This is a genomic window from Parasedimentitalea nitratireducens (genome assembly GCF_057444295.1).
In genome coordinates this window covers 41,368-58,921 of the sequence record NZ_JBYAXC010000008.1, presented here as the reverse complement: position 1 = coordinate 58,921, position 17,554 = coordinate 41,368, and the positions used below count along the sequence as shown (strand labels likewise).

The 17,554-nt window shown below is 56.8% G+C and carries 14 protein-coding genes; 7 read left to right on the top strand and 7 right to left on the bottom strand.

All coding sequences use genetic code 11. From position 1 onward, the window contains the following. Positions 1–62 precede the first annotated feature (62 nt). Genes AC2T28_RS19110 through xdhA form a run of 4 tightly spaced genes read right to left on the bottom strand, consistent with a single transcriptional unit; the run spans position 63 to position 6,187 of the window. On the bottom strand, positions 63–1,580 hold the full coding sequence (locus tag AC2T28_RS19110) for an ABC transporter ATP-binding protein (RefSeq protein ID WP_486750244.1): 1,518 nt from the start codon (positions 1,578–1,580) through the stop codon (positions 63–65). Continuing rightward, positions 1,577–2,512 carry a xanthine dehydrogenase accessory protein XdhC gene (gene xdhC / locus AC2T28_RS19105; RefSeq protein WP_486750243.1) on the bottom strand — a complete coding sequence of 312 codons (936 nt, stop codon included), beginning with the start codon at positions 2,510–2,512 and terminating at the stop codon, positions 1,577–1,579. The genes AC2T28_RS19110 and xdhC overlap by 4 nt, the downstream gene beginning before the upstream one ends. After that, complete coding sequence (gene xdhB, locus AC2T28_RS19100; protein WP_486750242.1) at positions 2,502–4,820, bottom strand: xanthine dehydrogenase molybdopterin binding subunit; 2,319 nt, start codon at positions 4,818–4,820, stop codon at positions 2,502–2,504. The genes xdhC and xdhB overlap by 11 nt, the downstream gene beginning before the upstream one ends. Further along, positions 4,817–6,187, bottom strand: a complete 1,371-nt coding sequence (xdhA, locus tag AC2T28_RS19095) for a xanthine dehydrogenase small subunit (protein ID WP_486750241.1) — start codon at positions 6,185–6,187, stop codon at positions 4,817–4,819. The genes xdhB and xdhA overlap by 4 nt, the downstream gene beginning before the upstream one ends. A 355-nt stretch (positions 6,188–6,542) precedes the next feature. On the opposite strand from xdhA, the gene dnaE reads away from it, so the two are divergent. The 4 genes from dnaE to AC2T28_RS19075 all read left to right on the top strand — a co-directional run bounded on the left by dnaE (position 6,543) and on the right by AC2T28_RS19075 (position 12,365). Next, on the top strand, positions 6,543–10,055 hold the full coding sequence (gene dnaE, locus AC2T28_RS19090; RefSeq protein ID WP_486750240.1) for a DNA polymerase III subunit alpha: 3,513 nt from the start codon (positions 6,543–6,545) through the stop codon (positions 10,053–10,055). 169 nt (positions 10,056–10,224) lie between these two features. Then, positions 10,225–10,803 carry a 2OG-Fe(II) oxygenase gene (locus tag AC2T28_RS19085; protein ID WP_486750239.1) on the top strand — a complete coding sequence of 193 codons (579 nt, stop codon included), beginning with the start codon at positions 10,225–10,227 and terminating at the stop codon, positions 10,801–10,803. Between the two features lie 75 nt (positions 10,804–10,878). After that, positions 10,879–11,298 carry an ABZJ_00895 family protein gene (locus AC2T28_RS19080; RefSeq protein WP_486750238.1) on the top strand — a complete coding sequence of 140 codons (420 nt, stop codon included), beginning with the start codon at positions 10,879–10,881 and terminating at the stop codon, positions 11,296–11,298. 668 nt (positions 11,299–11,966) lie between these two features. After that, a complete protein-coding gene (locus tag AC2T28_RS19075) occupies positions 11,967–12,365 on the top strand; it encodes a GFA family protein (protein ID WP_486750237.1) in 399 nt (132 codons plus the stop codon). Between the two features lie 90 nt (positions 12,366–12,455). Here AC2T28_RS19075 and AC2T28_RS19070 read toward each other — a convergent pair whose 3' ends face one another. After that, a complete protein-coding gene (locus AC2T28_RS19070) occupies positions 12,456–13,055 on the bottom strand; it encodes an HAD family hydrolase (protein ID WP_486750236.1) in 600 nt (199 codons plus the stop codon). A gap of 86 nt (positions 13,056–13,141) precedes the next feature. Beyond that, a complete protein-coding gene (locus tag AC2T28_RS19065) occupies positions 13,142–13,336 on the bottom strand; it encodes a SlyX family protein (protein ID WP_486750235.1) in 195 nt (64 codons plus the stop codon). 140 nt (positions 13,337–13,476) lie between these two features. Between AC2T28_RS19065 and hisS the strand changes: the two genes are divergently transcribed. From hisS to hisG, 3 genes are read left to right on the top strand one after another with little or no spacing between them, the layout of a single operon-like run. Continuing rightward, a complete protein-coding gene (hisS, locus tag AC2T28_RS19060) occupies positions 13,477–14,967 on the top strand; it encodes a histidine--tRNA ligase (RefSeq protein ID WP_486750234.1) in 1,491 nt (496 codons plus the stop codon). Continuing rightward, positions 14,967–16,055 (top strand): ATP phosphoribosyltransferase regulatory subunit, encoded by a 1,089-nt coding sequence (locus AC2T28_RS19055; RefSeq protein ID WP_486750233.1) that lies wholly within the window; start codon positions 14,967–14,969, stop codon positions 16,053–16,055. The genes hisS and AC2T28_RS19055 overlap by 1 nt, the downstream gene beginning before the upstream one ends. Then, positions 16,052–16,750: an ATP phosphoribosyltransferase gene (gene hisG, locus AC2T28_RS19050; RefSeq protein WP_486750232.1), complete on the top strand. Its 699-nt coding sequence runs from the start codon at positions 16,052–16,054 to the stop codon at positions 16,748–16,750. The genes AC2T28_RS19055 and hisG overlap by 4 nt, the downstream gene beginning before the upstream one ends. Before the next feature lie 263 nt (positions 16,751–17,013). Here hisG and AC2T28_RS19045 read toward each other — a convergent pair whose 3' ends face one another. Continuing rightward, positions 17,014–17,553: an SMI1/KNR4 family protein gene (locus AC2T28_RS19045; protein WP_486750231.1), complete on the bottom strand. Its 540-nt coding sequence runs from the start codon at positions 17,551–17,553 to the stop codon at positions 17,014–17,016. Position 17,554: the final 1 nt, after the last annotated feature.

The window sequence follows — 17,554 nt, the reverse complement described above, 5'->3', positions numbered from 1 at the left end:
CGACCCCTTGCTTCTTTTTGCTAAAAATACTCTCGCCAAAGGCGATTGTCGCAGGTGACAGATCAGACATGCGCCACCTCCATGCCATGGGCGCCGCCCAGCATCATGCCGATCTCATCCACTGTCAGGCCAACGGCACTGCGTGACGCACTTAACCGACCTTCGTTCAACGCCGCAAAGCTGTCCGAGATTTCCATCAACTCGTCCAGATCCTGGCTGATGCAGATTACTGCTGCGCCTTTGGCAGCCAGATCCAACAGGGATTGGCGAATGTCAGCAGCCGCAGCGGCATCAACACCCCAGGTTGGCTGGTTCACCACCAACACATCAGGGTCTTGAAGCACCTCACGACCAATTACGAATTTCTGCAAGTTGCCGCCGGATAGCGACCGCGCAGCGTTTTCGGGGCCAGGAGTGCGTACATCAAAGGCTTCGATGATTTTTTCGGCAAAGCTTTGGGTCTTGCCCCAATCGAGAAAGCCGTTGTTTTCCAGCCCTTGACGCACTGATCCAGTCAGCATGGCGTTTTCGGTCAGGCTCATGTCCGGAGCGGCGGCGTGGCCCAGACGTTCTTCGGGCGCGGCCAGTACGCCAAGACGGCGGCGGGCGACGGGCCCTTGGTTGCCAATTGGTGCACCGTTCAGTTTGACAGCATCTGCTTGGGTGGTGGTTTCACCCGACAGCACATTCAGCAATTCATCCTGACCGTTGCCAGCAACGCCGCCAATGCCCAGCACTTCGCCTTTGCGCACGCTCAAGTGCACGTTTTTCAACGCGGTGCCAAATTCAGACGGTGACGGGACCGACAGTCCGGAAATATCCAGCGCAACTTCGCCAAACTCACGACCTGATTTTTCAGGGGTGTGCAGGGTGGAGCCAACCATCAGTTCAGCCATATCGCGGGCTGATGTTTCAGCAGGTGTACATTCACCGACGTTTTTGCCCAGTCGCAGGATGGTGGCATGATCACACAGGGTGCGGATCTCTTCCAGTTTGTGCGAGATATACAGGATCGAGGTGCCCTCGGACCGCAGTTTCTGCAGCGTTTGGAACAGGATCTCAACCTCTTGCGGGGTCAGCACGGATGTGGGTTCGTCCATGATCAACAGCTTGGGATCCTGCAGCAGGCAGCGGATGATCTCGACCCGTTGGCGTTCACCGGCAGACAGGTCACCAACAGTGCGATACGGATCCAGCGGCAGGCCGTAGTTTTCCGACACTTCGCGAATACGCGAGGCGAGATCGGCCATCTTGGGGGGATTCTCCATCCCCAACGCGATGTTTTCCGACACGTTCAGCGCGTCAAACAGCGAGAAGTGCTGGAACACCATGGCGATGCCATCGGCGCGGGCAATGCGGGGTTCTGGTGGGGCAAAGGGTTCGCCGTTCAGCAGCATCTGGCCGCTGTCTGGTTTCACCAGCCCATAGATCATTTTCACCAGGGTCGATTTACCAGCCCCGTTTTCCCCCAACAGGGCATGTACTTCGCCGACACCGATGTCGAACGACACCGTGTCATTGGCGACGACGCCGGGATAGGCCTTGGTGAGCCCTTGCAGGCTTAGCAATGGAACAGTCACGCGCGTTGATCCTCCCTCAACTCTTCCTTTGCGCCCGCTCGCAGGATTTCAGCTGCGACGCCGACCGCAATCATCTGCGGATGTTTGCCCAATGACGGATCGCCAATTGGGCAGGTTATGCGGGCGATATGCCCGGTGCTGTGTCCCAGCCCGGCCAGGCGCGAACGGAACCGCGCCCATTTGGTGGCCGAGCCGATGAGACCAGCAAAAGAAAATTTGTGCTCTAACAATGCGTGGCATAGCGCCAGATCCAGCGTATGGGAATAGGTCAGAACCAAATGTTGAGCATTTTCAGGTGCATGGGGCGCCAGAATAGTAGGGTCCGCCGCTGGAACAACAGTGACACTTTCGGGGATATCCTCCGGGAAGCGATCCGGTGCGGTATCAACCCAAGTGATGTCCAGATCGGGCAGCGGCGACAGCACATTGACCAAGGCACGGCCAACGTGGCCAGCACCCCAGATCCACAGGGGCGTATCGGGCTTGTGCACCGGCTCGATCATCCAGCCATCAACCAGCTGCGGTTCGGGGCGTTGTCCCTGATTGCGCATCTTGGCCAGCACCCGGTTCACGGCCAATGGCATAGGTTCGGGTTTGGCCGCACGCGTTATGATTTCGTTATCTAGCGCAGCCACGGCCTCGGCGTCGTAAACTTCGCTCAGTAAATAGACGACCCCGCCGCAACACTGGCCCAGATCGGGGCCAAGGGCGTGTTTGCTTAGTACCCGGTCGTTGGTTTGCGCGCGGGCGGTCTCGGCGGCCTCGTATTCCAAAGTACCGCCGCCGATGGTGCCGGACTGGCCCGAAGACCAGACCAGCATCGCCGCACCGACTTCGCGAGGGGAGGAGCCGCGAATGTCGGCGATGACAACCCGGGTGACACGCCCGTGGGCGGCCACCGCGGATTTCAGACCCTGTAGGTCAAACCCCATCACGAACTCTCCGGATGGTGGTGAAAACCTGTTCGGCTGTGGCCGGGGCATCCAGCGCCGGATAGGCGTCGCCATAAGCCGACACCGCGTTGCTAAGCGCAAGGAAGGTCGAGATGCCCAGATTGAAGGGCGGTTCGCCCACCGCCTTGGACCGATAGATCGTATCCTCGGGGTTGCGACCATCCCACAGGTTCACATTGAACACATCGGGGCGATCGGAACAGGCCGGGATTTTATAGGTCGACGGCGCATGGGTGCGCAGGCTGCCCTTGTCGTCCCAAACCAGCTCCTCGGTGGTCAGCCAACCGGAGCCCTGAACATAGGCACCTTCGACCTGACCGATATCCAGATCCGGGTTCAGCGAGGCGCCGGCATCATGCAGGATATCGGTGCGCAGAATACGGTTTTCACCAGTGAGTTGGTCCACGACTACCTCGGTAATGGCCGCGCCATAGGAGAAGTAGAAAAATGGCCGCCCTTGGCCCTTGATCCGGTCCCATTTAACCTTGGGTGTCTTGTAGAACCCGGTTGCCGACAGGCTGATACGGCCTTGGTAACATTGCGAGGCTGCGTCCTCGAAGGTCATCACATCATCACCGATGATGACCTGACCGTCTTCGAACTTAACAGCCTTGGCATCGCACTGGTGACGTTCGGCCAAAAACTCGGCCATGCGGTCGCGGATGGTGTCGCATGCGGCTTTGACTGCCATGCCGTTCAGGTCAGACCCCGACGAGGCAGCAGTGGCGGAGGTATTGGGCACCTTGGCTGTGTCGGTGGCGGTGATCTTGATCACGTCCATGCCAACACCAAAGCGCGAGGCGGCAACCTGGGCGACTTTCTGGAACAGACCCTGACCCATTTCGGTGCCGCCGTGGTTCAAGTGGACCGAACCATCCTGATAGACGTGCACCAGCGCACCCGCCTGATTGAGGTGGGTAAGGGTGAAGGAGATGCCAAACTTGACCGGCGAGAAGGCGATGCCGCGCTTGAGCCGGGTCTGGCCCTTGTTCCACTCGGCAATTTCAGCCTTGCGGGCAGCGTAGTCCGAGGTTTCAAGCAGCTGTTCGGTCATACCGTGCAGCTCAAAATCGGTGACTTCCATGCCGTAGGGCGTGGTGTTGTCAGCGCGGACCCGGTTGTTTGGCGCGTCATAGTAGTTGCGCTTGCGCAGCTCGACCGGATCTAGTCCCAGATCATGGGCAATGTGATCCATCACGCGCTCTATCCCAACCATCCCCTGTGGGCCGCCAAATCCGCGATAGGCGGTGGCGCTTTGGGTGTTGGTTTTCAAGCGGTGGCTTTCAATGCGAATGGCCGGGATGGCATAGGCGTTGTCGGCGTGCAGCATGGCGCGGTCGGCCACGGGCAGTGACAGATCCTGAGCCCAGCCGCAGCGGGTCATGTGATGGAATTCGACCCCCAGCAGCTGGCCGTCAATATCAAAACCAGCGCGGTAGGTGATGCGGAACTCGTGCCGTTTGCCGGTGATGATCATGTCATCATCGCGGTCATAGCGCATCTTGCAGGGCTTGCCGGTTTGGCGCGCAGCAATCGCACAGGATACGGCCAGTGCGTTGCCCTGGCTTTCCTTGCCGCCAAAGCCACCACCCATACGGCGGGTTTCAACCCGGACCGCATGCATTGGCAGACCAATGGCCTCGGCCACCTTGTGTTGGATTTCGGTGGGGTGCTGGGTTGAGCTGGACACCAGCATGTCGCCGCCTTCTTGTGGCAGTGCCAGCGCGGCCTGACCTTCGAGGTAAAAGTGCTCTTGGCCGCCGATTTCAAAGGTGCCTTCGACACTACGCGGGGCGGCATCAATGGCGGCAGCGGGATCACCCTTGGTGTAGATGCGCGGGCCGTCTTCGAACCGGCTGTTGGCAGCCATCGCTTCGTCCATGGTCAGGATCGGGGTTTCTTCGGTGTAGTCGATCTTACCCTTTTTGGCCGCAGCACGGGCGAGGTTGTGGCTGGTGGCAACCACCAGAAACACAGGCTGACCGACATGATTGACGGTGCCGTCAGACAGCAGCGGTTCGTCGTGGATCGACGGTGAAACATCGTTGGTAAAGGGCAGATCGTCGGCGACCAATACTGCGACCACGCCTTTGCTGACCTTGACCTCGGACAGATCCATCGATTGGATCCGGCCCTTGGCGATGGGAGAGGTGCCAAAAGCCAGGTGCAGGCAATCGACGGGCATTGGGATGTCGTCGATATATCGGGCCTTGCCGGTCACATGCAGCAGCGCGGCGTCATGGGGCAGGGGCTTGGCGACGGGGCCTTTGTTGCTCAGGTCGTTCATAGCGCCACCTCCAGAACCGAGGTCGTTTCGCCATTCATCTCGGCAAAATATCGGGCCAGCAGGTTGCTGGCGCTTTGCAAGCGGTAGTCAGCCGAGGCGCGCATGTCGGTCATTGGAGTGTAGTCCGTGCCAAACTCTGTCATGGCGTTTGCAATGGTCTCTTCGGTCCAGGGCTGGCCGATCAGGGCGTTTTCCACGTGGGTGGCGCGATGCGGTGTACCGGCCATGCCGCCAAATGCGATGCGGGCCGAGGAAACGGTGTCCTTGTCGACAGTAACGTTGAACGCGCCGAGTACGGCAGAGATGTCCTGATCAAACCGTTTGGAGATCTTGTAGACGCGCAGCGTGTCGTCCTGACGCGGGAAGCTGACAGCCTCGACAAATTCGCCAACTTGGCGGTCTTGCTTGCCGTATTCGATAAAGAAGTCTTCGAGTGCGATGTCGCGGCGGCTGTCACCTTTGCGCAGGTGCAAGGTGGCGCCTAGGGCAATCAGCGCCGGAGGGTTATCCCCGATGGGGGAGCCATTGGCGATGTTGCCACCAACCGTGGCAGCGTTGCGGACCGGCATCGAGGCATAACGGCGGATCATTTCACCATAAGACGGGTGCAGGGGTTCCATGACATCGCGCATGGCATTCATATCGACCATGGCACCCAAACGGACATGGGTGTCGGTGACCTCAACCTGTTTCAGATCAGCGCAGCCTTCGAGGAAGATCACAGGATCCAGCTGGCGCATGCCCTTGGTGACCCAAAGGCCCACATCGGTAGCACCAGCGACCAGAACGGCATCTGGGTTGTCGGCATAGACTTTGGCCAGCTCATCGGATGAGCGCGGCGAAAATTCACCGGCGTCGGCTGGGGCGGGGAGCTCGGTGCCTTCTTTCTTGATCCAGACGGGAACTGGCTGTTCCTCAACCGCTTCGGCGGCGCGGATGATGGGGGCATAGCCGGTGCAGCGGCACAGGTTGCCGGCCAGTTGATCGTCGTGATCGGTAGCGCCGTTCTTGTGTGCGGTGACCATCGACATCACAAATCCCGGAGTGCAGAATCCACACTGTGAGCCGTGGTGGGTGATCATTTCTTGCTGCACCGGATGCAGCTCACCAGTCTCGCTGGCGACACCTTCGACGGTGCGCACGGATTTTCCGTTTAGCTGTGGCAGGAACAGGATGCAGGAGTTGAGGGATTTGGAGCCGTTGGGATCCGTCACCATAACTGTACAGGCGCCGCAATCGCCTTCGTTGCAGCCTTCTTTGGTTCCTGTAAGGTGGCGCTCTTCACGAAGCCAATCCAACAGCGTCACTGTCGGCTCAGCGTCCGGCAGCGTTACCTCCTCACCGTTTAAGTGAAAGGTGATTGTCATTGTTGAAACCCGTCGCGTTACATTGTTTTGCCGAATTGCCATCCTTCGATGCGACGTAGAAGAAATGGCGGGCGTGTCGCTTGCTGTACTCAGCGTAGGAAGCAGATCCTTAGTATGGCAAGGAAAAGGTACTCTGCGCTGCAGTAATACTAGGTGAATTGGTGTGTTAAATAGTCCAGTTTTTGCTTTGTTCCCTTTTGATTACATGGGGTTAATGCGTTTCTTCTCCTTGAGGGTGATATAACACTTTCAAGAAAACCGGAACAATCATCGGGGATATTCTGTTAAAAACGTGGACAATGCGACTCAGATAATCAGCTTTCACTGTGCAGTCGCATTGGGCTAGTTTGCCGTTATGACCAGCTCTCCTCGATTCATTCACCTGCGCACCCACACCGAATACTCTCTGCTAGAGGGGGCGTTGCGGCTGAAAAAGTTGCCTGATTTGTGCAAAAAGCACGATATGCCCGCGATTGCGGTGACGGACAGTAACAACCTATTCTCAGCGCTTGAGTTTTCCGTTTCGGCCAGCGGCGCGGGGGTGCAGCCGATTGTCGGCTGTCAGGTGGATCTACGGTTTGCCGAACCGGCACCGGGTGAGCGGCCCAGACCGCCCGCGTCCATGGTGTTCTTGGCGCAGAACGAGGCGGGTTACGAGCATCTTATGAAGCTGAACTCTTGCCTGTATATGCGGCAAGGGAGCGAGCTGCCCTATGTGACGCTGGAGGAACTGGAGGTTAACTCCGGTGGTCTCATCTGTCTGACGGGTGGTCCAAACGGCCCTGTGGGGCAGTTGTTGCAGATGGGGCAACGTCCTGCGGCGCAGGAGCTGATGGATCGGCTAAAGGCGATTTTCCCGGACCGGCTGTATGTGGAACTGCAGCGCCATCCGGGGGAGGGTGGCCAGCCTGAGGCGGAGAAACTGACAGAGCGCGGCCATGTGGAAATGGCCTATGCGATGGACCTGCCGCTGGTCGCGACCAATGACGTCTATTTCCCCAATACCGAGATGTACGAAGCGCATGATGCGATGATCTGCATCGCCGAGGGTGCCTATGTCGACCAGATCGAAGGTCGGCGGCGGTTGACCGCGCAGCATTACTTCAAGAGCCAAGAAGAAATGGTCACGCTTTTTGCCGATCTGCCCGAGGCGATTGAAAATACGGTAGAGATTGCCAAACGCTGTGCCTTCAAGGCGTATTTGCGCGATCCGATCCTGCCCAAGTTTGCTGATGACGAGGTGGCCGAACTACGCCGCATCGCTAACGTTGGCCTGCAAAAGCGACTGGCGGTAATCCCGCACGCGGTGAGCTTGGAGGAGTATCAGGAACGGCTTGATTTTGAGTTGGGCATTATCGAAGGCATGGGATTTCCCGGTTACTTCCTGATCGTTGCCGACTTTATAGAGTGGGCCAAGGACCACAATATTCCGGTTGGGCCGGGGCGGGGCTCGGGTGCGGGGTCACTGGTGGCCTATGCGCTGACGATTACCGACCTTGATCCGCTGCGCTATTCGCTGCTGTTCGAACGCTTTTTGAACCCGGAACGGGTGTCGATGCCCGACTTCGACATCGACTTTTGCATGGATCGCCGCGAAGAGGTGATCAAATACGTGCAAGAGAAATATGGCCGCGACAAGGTGGGGCAGATCATCACCTTTGGTGCGCTGTTGTCCAAGGCGGCGGTGCGCGACATGGGGCGGGTGCTGCAGATGCCCTATGGCCAGGTGGACCGGTTGTCGAAACTGATCCCGGTTGAGGGCGTCAAGCCGATGTCCATTGTGGACAGCCTGAAGGAAGAGCCGCGCCTGCGTGAAGAGGCAAAGAACGAAGAGGTTGTGGACCGGCTGCTGAAATACGGCATGCAGGTCGAGGGGCTGTTGCGTTCGGCCGGTACCCACGCGGCGGGGGTGGTGATTGGCGACCGACCGCTGGATGCGCTGGTGCCATTGTACCGAGATCCACGGTCCGATATGCCCGCCACCCAGTTCAACATGAAATGGGTGGAACAGGCGGGGTTGGTCAAGTTCGACTTCTTGGGTCTGAAGACCCTGACCGTGATCCAAAGCGCGGTGGACTTGATCAAGGGCGAGGGGCGCGATCTGCATATCGCTGCGGATGGCACCCAGCTCTATGACCCACCCGAAGGGGCGGTGAACGAGATCAACGCCATCCCACTGGACGATATCCCCACCTACAAGCTGTATGCAGCCGCCAAAACGGTGGCGGTGTTCCAGGTGGAATCCAGCGGCATGATGGACGCGCTGAAACGGATGAAACCCAACTGTATCGAGGATATCGTGGCGCTGGTGGCGCTGTATCGTCCCGGCCCGATGGAGAACATCCCGACCTATTGTGAGGTCAAGAACGGGGTGAAAGAGATCACCTCGGTACACCCATTGATCGACCATCTGCTGGCCGAAACCCAGGGCATCATCATCTATCAGGAACAGGTGATGCAGATTGCCCAGGTGATGGCGGGTTACAGCCTTGGCGGCGCTGACCTGTTGCGCCGGGCGATGGGTAAGAAGATCAAAGAGGCGATGGACGCCGAACGCCCCAAGTTCGAAAAAGGCGCGGCTGCAAACGGGGTTCCACCCAAAAAGGCCTCGGAAGTTTTCGATCTGTTGGAGAAATTCGCCAACTACGGCTTCAACAAATCCCACGCGGCGGCCTATGCGGTGGTGTCTTACCAGACCGGCTGGTTGAAAGCGAACCACCCGGTTGAGTTCATGGGCGGGGTGATGAACTGCGATATTCATCTGACCGACAAGCTGGCGGTGTTTTTCGAAGAGGTAAAAAAGGGGCTGGGTCTGCCCTATATTCCGCCCTGCGTGAACCGCTCTGAGGCGATGTTCAACGTGATCAATGGCGAATTGATCTATGCGCTGGGCGCGCTGAAGAACGTCGGCGTTGAGGCGATGAAGCTGGTCACCGATGCGCGCCGCGCTGATGGCGATGACCGGCCCTTTGCGACTTTGTATGATTTTGCCCGCCGGGTGGATTTGAAGAAGGTGGGCAAGCGGCCGTTGGAAATGCTGGCGCGGGCTGGGGCCTTTGACCAGCTGGATCCCAACCGCCGCCGGGTGTTTGACAGCCTGGAGCCCTTGGTCAGCTACTCGAATGCGATCCATGAGCAGAAGAACTCGAACCAGGTGTCGCTGTTTGGCGATGCGGGCGAGGATCTGCCCGAGCCACGCATGTCTGGTACACCGGACTGGTTGCCAGCCGAACGGTTGAGCGAAGAATTTAAGGCGATTGGGTTCTACCTGTCCGGCCACCCATTGGACGACTATATGCCGGCGCTGAAGCGCAAGGGTGTGATGACGCTGGATGAGGTTCTGGAAAAGGCCAAGCGTGGGCCGTTTCTGGCCAAGATGGCCGGCGTTGTCGCCGGATGTCAGGAACGGAAATCGGCGCGCGGGAACCGGTTTGCCTTTGCCCAACTATCCGACACCACCGGCGGGTTTGAGATCACGCTGTTCTCTGAGGCGCTAGAGAAAAGCCGCGAACATCTGGTGACCGGTGGCAAGGTGGTGCTGACCGCCGAGGCGACGGTGGAAGCTGATCAGCTGAAACTGCTGGCACGATCCGTTGGTCCCATTGATGCCGCTGTGGCCGATGCTGGCAACAGCAGCCTGCGGGTGTATGTGACCGAACCCGCCGCAGTGGCGACCGTTGCCACCGTGCTGGAAGAGGCCAGGGCCGCCGCCAAGAATGCCAGCCGGGGAGAGGTGCTGATGTACCTACGCGATGCGGGCCTGCCGGGGGATGTGGAACTGGATCTGGGGCAGTATTTCCCCATCAATCCGCAGATCAAGGGCGCGATCAAAAGCCTGGATGGGGTTGAGGATGTTGAGGAAATCTAGGTTTTCCGCAAAGATTGACAGAAGATCCGCAGACGGCTAGCGATGGCATTATGAAAACGCGCATGCACAAACCTTATTGCCATCACTCCCTTCTGCGGGGGCGGCACCATTAATGCCTCTGGCATGACTTTGACGATCTTTCGTACTGTGTCATTCCGGAGTAGATAAAGTGAACATTCCAGAAGTACTACATGGCCGTATTTTTGAGACGGTTGAATTCGTATCTGCAGAATTCTGCAAAGATATGATTGCCAGAGCCCATAATCGCGGGTTTGAAAAGGCAAAAATCAGCACTGAACGTGGTGCTGAGACAGTTCCGGACATTCGGAATAATGATCGGGTGATTTTTGATGACCCAACGCTTGCAGATACTTTGTGGCTAAAGGCAAGAGGCTCCTTCGCAAGTCCTTTCAAGGAGGCGGTGGCGGTTGGATTGAATGAGCGGTTCCGGCTATACCGCTATTATCCAGGACAGTTCTTTGACTGGCACCAAGACGGCGAATACCGCAGCCCGGATGGTTCTGTGAGCCGCTTTACAATGATGATTTACCTCAATGAAGGATACGTAGGAGGTGGAACCAGCTTTGCTGATATATTCTCACCTTTTCACTTTTCTGATTTCACAATTCAGCCATCTGTAGGCAAGGTCTTGTTTTTCCATCACCCATTGTCACATCGAGGCGATCCAGTTGTGTCGGGTGTAAAATACGCGCTGCGAACGGATGTTATGTTTGAAATGAGGTCATAAGCCTTTAGAAAGTCCGGACTTGATCTGGTGCTGGGTCGGGGCAGTAAACCCCGACCACGATAGAAGGGACTAGAAGTGAAAGAGTATTTGAAGAAATTTGCTGCTGTTTTTCCAGCAATATATGTTGTGATAATTGTGGTTAAGGCCACGTTGGATTTCAATATCAGCCTCCCCAATTCCTCCTTGGCCTTTATGTTGTCAGTTGTACTTTCTGCGCAGTTATATGCAAAGCAAGGCGGGCAGAATTTGAACTCTACTGACTACTGGATCGTCTCTGTCGTCGCAGCTGTATATGCATTTGTTGTCGGTGCGGCTGTTGAAATTGGATTGGTTTCTTTCCTGCCAGATTTCCCACCTTTGAACGACATCTTTGTACAGAAGGTGTTGCTGGCCGGTGCTCTTTTTGTATTTTTGGCAAATCTGGCTTTCTGTCGGCTTATTTTACCTTTTGTGATTGCTCAGAATATCAAGGTTCACGGTGGAAAATTCAAATAGATTGCGTGTTTGCTAGGAGGAGTCTCGACAGTACCATTTCTCAAGGTGATCACATCTGCGAAAAACGTCGCTGATCTCAGATCGAAATCTGGATCTTTGTCTTAGGCTGCGCAGCGCAAACCGATATTGTTGTATTGGCCAGTCAATGTTTCCCGACGGCAACTCTGGTCGCGTTCTGCCGAGGAACCGCCATGGCCGTGCGGCTAGTCGCCAGGCTCTGACCAGCTCAGGAGGATCCAGCCAGACCAGTCCATCTGCCTTGGCGATGGCGTGTGGCAAAAGGCTGGGACCGCCTTCTAAAATCCAAGTCTTGCGCTTTAGTTTCTTGTCTAACGCTGAAATGACTTCTGACCGAGGTCGCTGTTGCCATCCTGTCTGGAGCTTAATCGCATCGAACGAGATGATGGGGACATCGGGCCGCAGTTTTGCCAGCCTCACTGCAAGGTGACTTTTTCCAGCTCCGTTTGCTCCAGTAATAATCAGTCTTTGCAATACGCCCTCAAACAGCAGATAATTTCGACTAGACTACGCGTTTGAGGTGAGTTCACCAATACCGGAAAGTTCAAAGGGATGTGGCTAGCCTAGGCTGGGGGCTTGGCGTGTGTTTATTTGAAGAGTAGTTTCGGTGTGCTACACTCCTATTGCAGGGGTTGTAGGGAAAAATCATCATGGCGGACAATCATAGAGGTGGATGCCTGTGCGGGGCTATCCGCTTTGAACTCAGAGGCGACCCGGACTGGTCATCCCATTGTCACTGTAGATCATGCCAGCGTGCAACCGGCGCCGGATTTACCACTTGGATTGGTCTCAAAACCGATAACTTCAACGTGACAAAGGGGCATATCAAGACCTGTGAAACGTCACCGGGAGTTGAGCGGGGGTTTTGTAGCGATTGCGGCACGTCCTTGACTTATGTCGCAGAAAAAGGTTGGCCGGGTCAGGTCGGGGTTTTGGCACCAACTTTAGATGACCCCGGGGTTGCTAAGCCGACGGGGCACGTTTTTGTGTCCCACCAGATGCCTTGGATAGAGCTGAATGATGGGCTGCCGGTGAAGCAGGAGTTTTGACGAACGGGGTATGCCACCTCTAGCCTTCCCGCTGAACGGGGCCGACGCAACGGTGGTACAGTGGTTACGTCGTAGAGCGTCCAGTGCCTTCTAGGCTTCAAGCAAATCTAACAGGCTGCACCCTGCAGTCCAGTGTACGGCTTTCCACCCTGCGTTGATCGCTGCGTCGACATTGTCGGGAGTATCGTCGATCAGGACCATGTTTTGTGGCGCATGGCCGGTGATCTGTTCAGCAGCCCTGTAAAACGCCGGGTCTGGTTTCTTGGCACCGATCTGGGCCGAGTAGATCATGCCATCCACATGCTGGCGCAGGCCGAGTTGGTTCATCAAGTATCGTGCGCGGTGGTGATCTTGGTTGGTGGCAAGATAGACTGGGGTGCCTTGGGATCTGAGCCGCGCGACATTAGAGAGCAGCTGCTGATCAAGACACGCATCCATTGAGAACCAGTAGGACATCAGGTCAGTAGCGGTCAGGGTTTGAGAGATCAGGGGCAGGCATTGTTCAAGTGTTTCGATCAGGTCTTGCTGGCCAGTGACGATGGCGTGCCAGTGTGGGGCAAAAAGCACCTGCGACAGGTCTTGCATTGAAATGCCAAGGTCGGCCTCAAGATCGGTGCTCCAGTATTGTCCGTCTTGCGGACGCCCGGTCACGATGACACCGTCGACGTCCAGCATAATACAGCGTGTCATGGGCCTGCCCAAATTCCTAAACAATATGGAAAGAGCTTAGCGGCTGTGCCTGTAAATGAACACCGGAGCTGTCAGTATGCGGTGGATCAATAATGCGGGGGGCGTTCGTTGCCAAAGGTGGCGCTGCCGCCTGCGTCCTGATCACGGCCTGCCTCGCGTTGCATGAGCATCTGTACGCGGCGGGTCAGGGTAGCGATTTCGGTTTGTTGCTTGGCCACCACATCGCTCATGTCCTCGACCGTGCGGGTCAGATGGGCGATTTGTTCTTCGAGATTTTGCATGGGGCTCTCCTGCGGATGGTGGTGGTGTCATAGGCGGGAAATGTCGGTAGGGCAACGGTTGGGCGTGGCCAATACCTTGCTCCTGTTACATGCATCGGCTAGACCGCCGGGCGACAACACTCCCAAAGGGACCACGATCCATGGCTAAGCAAAAGAAAGCCCCACGCCCCAAGGCCCAGACGCCAAAGGGTTTCCGTGACTATTTCGGAGCTGAAGTTACTCAGCGCACCGAGATGCTGCATGCGATTGCCGGGGTCTATCATCGCTATGGGTTTGAAGCGCTGGAAAGTGCAGCCGTGGAAACGGTTGAGGCGCTGGGCAAGTTTTTGCCGGATGTGGATCGCCCCAATGAAGGCGTGTTTGCTTGGCAGGAATTTGACGAAAAGGACAACGGCGACTGGATGGCGCTGCGCTATGACCTGACCGCGCCGTTGGCGCGGGTTTATGCGCAGCACCGCAATGACCTGCCGACACCTTATCGTCGTTTTGCGATGGGGCCGGTCTGGCGCAACGAGAAGCCGGGACCCGGGCGTTATCGCCAGTTTTATCAGTGTGATGCGGATACCGTTGGCACTGCGTCGATGGCGGCTGATGCCGAGATTTGCATGATGCTGTCTGACGTGCTGGAAACTGTTGGAATTCCGCGCGGTGATTATCTGGTGCGGGTCAACAACCGCAAGGTTCTGAATGGCGTGCTTGAGGCTATGGGCCTTGCTGCTGATGATCCCAAACGCGACGACGTGCTGCGGACCATCGATAAGTTCGACAAGGTGGGTGAGGCTGGTGTGCGCCAGTTGCTGACCAAAGGGCGGCTGGATGCTTCGGGTGCGTATATCGATGGCGTTGAACTGTCTGATGAACAGGCCGAACCAGTTCTTGCTTTCTTGACCTCCAAGGCTGCGGATGCGGCTGGCACGCTGGACAATCTGCGCGCTGCAGTTGGTGACAGCAAGGTGGGTGCCGAAGGCATTGCCGAGCTGGAACAGATCGGCGAATTGCTGGCAGCGGGAGGTTATGGGTCGGACCGGATTGAGATCGATCCTTCGGTGGTACGTGGCCTGGGCTATTACACCGGCCCGGTCTACGAGGCCGAACTGACCTTTGAAATCCTCGACAACAAGGGCCGTAAACGTCAGTTTGGGTCAGTTGCGGGTGGTGGTCGTTATGACGACTTGGTCAAACGCTTTACTGGGCAGGAAGTGCCTGCCACAGGCCTATCCATTGGTGTCGACCGACTACTGGCGGCGCTTCGCGAGAAGGGTCGAATTACCGCCGATCCTAAGGGGCCGGTTGTGATCACTGTTATGGATAAGAAGCGCATGGCGGATTATCAGGCGATGGTGGCCGAGCTGCGCAATGCGGGCATCCGGGCCGAGGTTTATCTGGGCAACCCCAAGAATTTTGGCAATCAGCTGAAATATGCGGACAAGCGGAACTCTCCGATTGCTGTGATTGAAGGCGGGGACGAGAAGGAAAAAGGCATGGTGCAGATCAAGGATCTGATCCTGGGCGCCAAGATTGCCGAGAGCGCAACGTTGGAAGAGTGGAAAGAACGTCCCAGCCAGTTTGAGGTGCCGCGTGACCAACTGGTAGCCAAGGTGCGTGAAATTCTGGATGGGCAGGATCAGTGATGCCAAACCGTTCTGATATTCAGACCCGCGCAGCCCGGCTGCGGATGGGGTTTGAGGCGGCTGGTGGCCGAGTTGTTGACCCGCCACTGCTGCAACCGGCTGGCACCTTGTTGGACTTGTATGGAGAAGACATCCGTGCCCGTGCCTATGTCACCACAGATGCGCTGCGTGGCGAGCAGATGCTGCGCCCAGACTTCACGGTGCCGGTGGTGCAGATGCATATGCGTGATGGGGCCGAGCCTGCGCGCTATACCTATTCGGGCGAAGTGTTCCGGCGTCAGGAAATGGACCCGGACCGATCCAACGAATATGTGCAAGTCGGATACGAGGTTTTTGATCGCGACAACCCTGCCGCAGCGGATGCCGAAGTGTTTGCCTTGTTTGCGCTGCAGGTTCGGGATCTGAACCTGCGGGCGGCGACAGGGGACATTGGTATCTTGATGGCGGCGGTGCAGGGTTTGAATACCTCGGATCGGCGCAAGGCAGCGTTGATGCGTCATATCTGGCGGCCCAAGCGGTTCCGCGCCTTGTTGGATCGATACGCGCATCGGACAGCGGTGCCTGCGTCACGGCAGGCTTTGTTGTCGGCAGATGGTGTGCTGACCGGCTCAGCCGTTGAAATCGGTAAGCGCAGCCGTGCCGAGATTGATGAGCGGATCGAAGCATTGCGTGAAGATGCGGCCTTGGCCCCCATTGTCGAGAAGGAATTGTTGGCATTGGAAGCCCTGATGGCGGTGCGAGAAACGGTGCCCTTTGCTTTGGAACAGATGCGTGACATTGCGGTTGATCTGCCAGCAATTCTTCCGGCGCTGAAACGGTTGGAAGCCCGTGCAGCGGCGCTGACGGCGCGTGGAGTTTCAGTTGATGACCTCGATTTTGAAGCCTCTTACGGCCGCACATCGATGGAATACTATGACGGGTTTGTCTTTGGCTTTTACGCCGAAGCGCGTCCTGACTTGCCGCCGATTGCCGGTGGCGGGCGCTATGATGCGCTGACCCGGCAGTTGGGGCAGGGGACTGAAATCCCAGCCGTAGGTGGCGTGTTGCGCCCCGACCTGATGCTGATGCTTGAGGAGTCCCAATCATGAGCCTGAAGCTGGGAGTGCCGTCCAAGGGGCGGCTGATGGAGAAGACCTTTAACTGGTTTGACAAGCGCGGAGTTTCACTGTCGCGCACCGGGTCTGACCGAGAATATGCCGGCCGGGTTGATGGCGTGGATGGGGTTGAACTTGTCCTGTTGTCTGCTGGAGAGATCCCACGTGAATTAGCGGCTGGGCGTATCCATCTGGGTGTGACCGGCACCGATCTGGTGCACGAGAAACTGCCGCGTTGGGAACAGCAGGTTGAGCAGGTCGAGGCGATGGGTTTTGGTCAGGCGGATCTGATCCTGGCGGTGCCGCAGTGCTGGATTGATGTGGACAGCGTCGATGATCTGGACGCTGTGGCGACAGCCTTTCGTGCCCGCCATGGGCACCGCATGCGGATTGCCACCAAGTATCACCGGCTGGTGCGAGAGTTCCTGACGGACGGTGGGGTTGCGGATTATCAGCTGGTGGATAGCCAGGGTGCAACCGAAGGCACGGTCAAGAACGAAACCGCCGAGATGGTGGCTGATATTACCTCAACCGGGGAAACCCTGCGTGCCAACCACCTCAAGATCCTGAGTGACGGCCCGGTGTTGAAATCTCAGGCCACGCTGTGGCGCAGTCGGGTTGCGGCTGTTTCAGGTGAGGAAAAAGAGACACTGAAGCAGCTGTTGGCGCTGCTGCGTGGTGAGGCCTGATAGATATGAGTGGGACTGTTGGTCAGGGCGTTGACTTGCCCTGGCTGTAAACGCCTATCTTAGCTTTTTGAATGCGCGCTGAAACCAACTGTTTTTTGCCCGCATTTTTTCTTTGATTTCCTTAGACAACTGTTCCCAGTTCTCGGTATCGCCTGGTAGCAATTTCACACCGTCTATTCGTGCACCTTGATCATCGTAAAAGGATAACCGGCGCTTTATCTCTTCGGCTAAGAAGTCTTGTAGTGTGTTCCATCGCGTACCGATTAAGGAGAATGGGAATGGTACAGCTCTACTTCGCCTGTTGATGTCAAATAGAGATGTCCCTGTGAATACCAATCGCCATTAATAACTCCAATTCCCAGATGGCCGGTTGGTATGTAATAGGGACGTTCGAGGGCATTTTGATAGAGAAGGCTGACAGGCTGGCCAATTCCGATGCCGGATCTATCGACAAATCCACCAATTGTTCCATGCAGTGAAACACCCAATAAAAAACCACCGTTTGTCTGGCGGAGGAACTCTTTGTAGGGCTCTGGAATGTAACGTTCGCTCTCCGCTTCGGCGGCTTCGAGACCTTTGGCAGTGAGGCCGACGTAGAAAATGCATGGATGCGCAGGTTGCCAAGATTTGAGCTGTGGATTTGATGGCGCTGGCCCGATTATGAATGCACCGTCTTGCCCGTCTTCAATGTCCAGCTGAGCAAATATCTGATGTAACAGATCCTTCAGTTCGGCAATTGTGTCGGCAATAGGCTTAGTCACTAAACAACTCTTTTGATCGTCTTCCTGGGGAGCTTTGAGCATT